General features: G+C 58.2%; 4 protein-coding genes and 2 pseudogenes. 4 read left to right on the top strand and 2 right to left on the bottom strand.

Annotated elements, in window-relative coordinates; genetic code table 11:
• The 4 genes from VSR34_RS37620 to opgC (VSR34_RS37605) form a co-directional block, all read left to right on the top strand.
• On the top strand, positions 1-551 hold a 551-nt coding region (locus tag VSR34_RS37620), incomplete at its 5' end, for a transposase (RefSeq protein WP_342965138.1).
• Between the two features lie 1,232 nt (positions 552-1,783).
• Positions 1,784-1,924 (top strand): OpgC domain-containing protein, encoded by a 141-nt coding sequence (gene opgC, locus VSR34_RS37615; RefSeq protein WP_342965139.1) that lies wholly within the window; start codon positions 1,784-1,786, stop codon positions 1,922-1,924.
• The gene (opgC, locus tag VSR34_RS37610) at positions 1,902-2,012 is read left to right on the top strand and encodes an OpgC domain-containing protein (RefSeq protein WP_342965137.1); all 111 of its coding nucleotides are present in this window, start codon (positions 1,902-1,904) and stop codon (positions 2,010-2,012) included. Before opgC (VSR34_RS37615) ends, opgC (VSR34_RS37610) begins: the two co-directional genes overlap by 23 nt.
• An 18-nt stretch (positions 2,013-2,030) precedes the next feature.
• Entirely contained in the window at positions 2,031-2,882 is an 852-nt protein-coding gene (gene opgC / locus VSR34_RS37605; RefSeq protein ID WP_342965136.1) for an OpgC domain-containing protein, read from the top strand.
• A 142-nt stretch (positions 2,883-3,024) separates the two neighbouring features.
• Here opgC (VSR34_RS37605) and VSR34_RS37600 read toward each other — a convergent pair.
• Both VSR34_RS37600 and VSR34_RS37595 read right to left on the bottom strand, forming a co-directional pair.
• Positions 3,025-3,360: pseudogene (locus tag VSR34_RS37600) on the bottom strand (hypothetical protein); the annotation flags it as partial.
• Positions 3,360-3,486, bottom strand: a pseudogene (locus VSR34_RS37595) (IS630 family transposase); the annotation flags it as partial. The pseudogenes VSR34_RS37600 and VSR34_RS37595, both read right to left, overlap by 1 nt.

The raw sequence follows: 3,486 nt of genomic DNA, 5'->3' as shown, positions 1-3,486 counted from the left end.
TGGAAAACGCGAGACTCTCCCTTCGGCGTCGTTTGTGCAAGATGCCTGAGGGAGATCCCCTCCGCCACATCACGCAAGCCGCTCAAAACGCCCCGAATTCCCATCGACTTGCGTGCTCATGCTCAGCCATCTCGAATAACCGGTTGCTGCGCTTTGATGGAGATTCGGTCCTCTTCCAGTGGAAGGACTATCGTCACGAAGCCCGCCACAGGACCATGACGCTGACGGCCGACGAGTTCATCCGCCGCTTCCTGCTGCACGTGCTACCCACCGGCTTCAAGCGCATCCGCAGCTACGGGTGGCTCGCCAACTGCCACCGGGCAGCGCGCCTGGCCACCTGCCGACGGCTGCTCGGTGTCGAGCCGCCCGCCGCTGTGTCGCCCGCCATAGCGGAAGACTACCGAGACCGTTACCAGCGGCTCACCGGCACGTCACTGCGCGATTGCCCCGTGTGCGGCAAGGGCCACATGGTCCGCCTCGAAGGCGCGCTGCCTGGCCATACGCCCGGCCTCCTGCCACGGGCACCGCCTGATCCGAGCCATGTGCACTGATCGGCATCAGCACCAGCCCCAGCACGTTTGGTCTGCCCCATGCGGCCAACGCGAACCCACTCGTGCTGTGGCGTCCTCGCACCATCACAATGCCGCGAATCTGCGCACTATCTGCCCGCTGACCCTCGCATTCCCACTGACTTCACGCGACCGACTCTCTCAGACTGCCCACTCCCGGCGTGCGATGGCCACGCGCCGGGTGTCTCGAATCACCGCGCCGTTCATTCAATGCCCATAGAAGCGAACGCCTGCGGAGCGGTTTAGCACAAACGATTTTTTATTTACCGCTCGCGGGGCGATCCCACAGGTTCGACTCATGCAACTGAGGCCGCGACCGCTAAACAAAAAATCCTCTGCATTATGTTTCCATAAAACTAATTTATACTGTATAACTGGTCCAATGTGGCAGTATCGTTTTGACGGGACGTGAAGACGCGCTCCGCTTCGAGCATGTCTGATTGTTTTTGTTTATTGTCGATATCCACTTATCGGCCACCGCAAATCGCCATCTCAACGACGGTGTTCACCACGACGGGGGACGTCGGCGATATGTCGAGGCGCTGAGAACGTCGCGTCTGGCGGACTGCTGTCGTCGGTCATCGACGGCAGCGAGTTACGCGTCAACTCGCTATACAAGCAAGGAATCGCACAGGTTGGACAAAGAGTTCGGTTGGAGGCGGTCGCGGATGACGGAGGCATGGAAGCACTGTACACAGACGCATCCACATTTCAACTCGCGCTGCAGTCGCCTCCGGAATGGCACGCCTCAAGCGACGAGGAGCCGGAAGATGCTAAGCGCGTTCGGCAAGGCATGTGATGGCTATAGAGCGAAGCGTTCAGCGAAGCAGAATGCAACAACCAATTAATCTGTAGTTCCTATTGGGAAGAGCTAACCCGGATTCTGGATTGGGCGCAAACATATGCTCCACACTATTACACGCGCATAGAAGACTTCATGTCTACGCGGTCGAAGGAATATTTGCGCGGCTAGCAAGAGCGAAGCCCTGCCCGGGCCGGCCAGATGCCAGCCGATGCGGTTCGCAAAGCCCAATGCTATTGGGCATATTAGCGGGCAAAATTCAGCCTTCAAAACACTACGTCGGCACCAGTGTGGTAGCTCGTTCTCTCTTCTTGATGGCGAATCCTTTCAGTAATGAAATTTCCTTCATGCTTTCTGTTTGCACCCGAGCGCCCAGCCCGTGAGTGCTCCAGCCTCGCACCATCCATACTCCATGCATTCATCGACCTCCCGGCTGCCAGAACTCGATTTTCTCCGCGGTCTCGCATTGCTGATCATTGTCGTCGATCACGTCAGCGGCAGCGTCGTGTCGCACATTACGTTGCACACGTATGCGCTTTTGCGACGCTGCTGAAGTGTTTGTGTTTCTCGCGGGCTACTCGACAGCCACCGCATGGACGATTCTAGCAGCGTACCGTGACAAAGCGGCCGCGCGTAGATGATTTATCAAACGAGCGTGGGTGATCTATCGGGCATTTCTTTTCACGGCTGACTTACTGCTGCTGGCGAGCGCCGTCTTGCGCGCGTTCCACATCGAAACGCCGCACACGGCACGCGATCTGCAGCAATTGATTGCGTCGCCGGCAACGGTGCTGCGCGATATTGTGCTGTTACGCCGTCAACCATATCTTGCGTCGGTGCTGCCGATCTACGTACTCTTCGCGCTGGCAGCACCGGTGATGGTACCGCTCGCACGCGAGCGCCCGTGGCTACTTGTAGCGCTATCGTTCGGGCTCTGGGCGGTCGCGGGAACTTTATATTGGTATCTTCCCGCCGCACCGAACAACCGATGGGATTTCAATCCGTTCGTCTGGCAACTGGTATTTGTGCTCGGCGCACTCGCGTGCTGCCAGCCCGTTTATCAACACATCAATTCCGCGCGCTTCGGCAGGATCGCGTGGCTTACAGCGATCGCGATCATCGCCTCTGGTGCCTATTACAAGCTGAGGATCGTGCCCTCAACGCCGGGCATCATGAAGCGGGACCTCGAATGGCCACGCGTGGTGAATTTCATCGCGCTGGCGTGGCTGGTCGCCGATCTCGTCCGCCGTGGCTGGATACGACACGCTGCTGAGAGGGCACCGTGGGTCGGAGCGATCGGCCGCAGGAGCCTGTCGTGCTTCGTCTCCGGCACCGTAGTTTCGCTGAGCGCCGATGCCGTGTTGGCCCGGACAACCGGCGGCCAGCATGATGTGTCGCTGGGTCTCGCTGCAGACGCAGTGACGATCCTGTCCGTATTTTCCGTTGCCTCGCTCGCGAGCCTGCCGGCCCGCGCGCTGACGTCACGCTTGAGGAAAAAGCTCCGCCTGTAGACCCATTAGCCGTCGGATAGCGTCATGCGCAAAGCCGGTGCCTTGCGGCTCTTGAGTTCGAGTTGGGACTGAATAATGCTTCGCTGATTCTTCTCGCAGAAGCCCCGCGCACGGCTCGGGGGTGATGTGGCTCACTTTGCACTCAACGTTGATACCGTGTCGGAAAGCCGCGGCAGTACGGGGTTTGCAGAATCACTTTTTCAGGTGGTCGCCAGCATATGGATGCAGCATGCAATTCTGAAGAAAGCCTCCGTGGATGGAAGCGATCTGTTCGAAGCGGATGCGCAGTCGGCGGAAGTTGTGAAGCCACGAGATAGTCTGCTCAACAGAGGCTGGCCACGTCGAGCGATTTCTGCAATGCTAACAGTGGACATCGATATTTGTCGTGGTCGTAACCTCTGTCGCCCTGAACTACCCGAGGCTTTGATAGTGGTTTGTCAGGCTTGCCGCGGATGGGCGGAATTGCCTCGACGAACGCTAGTCCATTGAACCAGAAGAATTGCACCGGATTCGCCGCGATGGATCGGAGTACTTCCATTTCAATGGAAGCGCCTGCTTGTTGTACGGACGTATATAACGCATGAGCTTTTTGTCAAGATCCTTG

This window comes from Paraburkholderia sp. JHI2823 (assembly GCF_038900695.1).
GTDB classification, from domain to species: domain Bacteria; phylum Pseudomonadota; class Gammaproteobacteria; order Burkholderiales; family Burkholderiaceae; genus Paraburkholderia; species Paraburkholderia mimosarum.
This window is presented reverse-complemented; position numbering and strand designations above follow the sequence as displayed.

Excerpts from the sequence above, each read along its gene's own strand:
- opgC (WP_342965139.1), top strand. The coding sequence starts at position 1,784 with ATGCATTCATCGACCTCCCGGCTGCCAGAACTCGATTTTCTCCGCGGT.
- opgC (WP_342965137.1), top strand. The coding sequence starts at position 1,902 with ATGCGCTTTTGCGACGCTGCTGAAGTGTTTGTGTTTCTCGCGGGCTAC.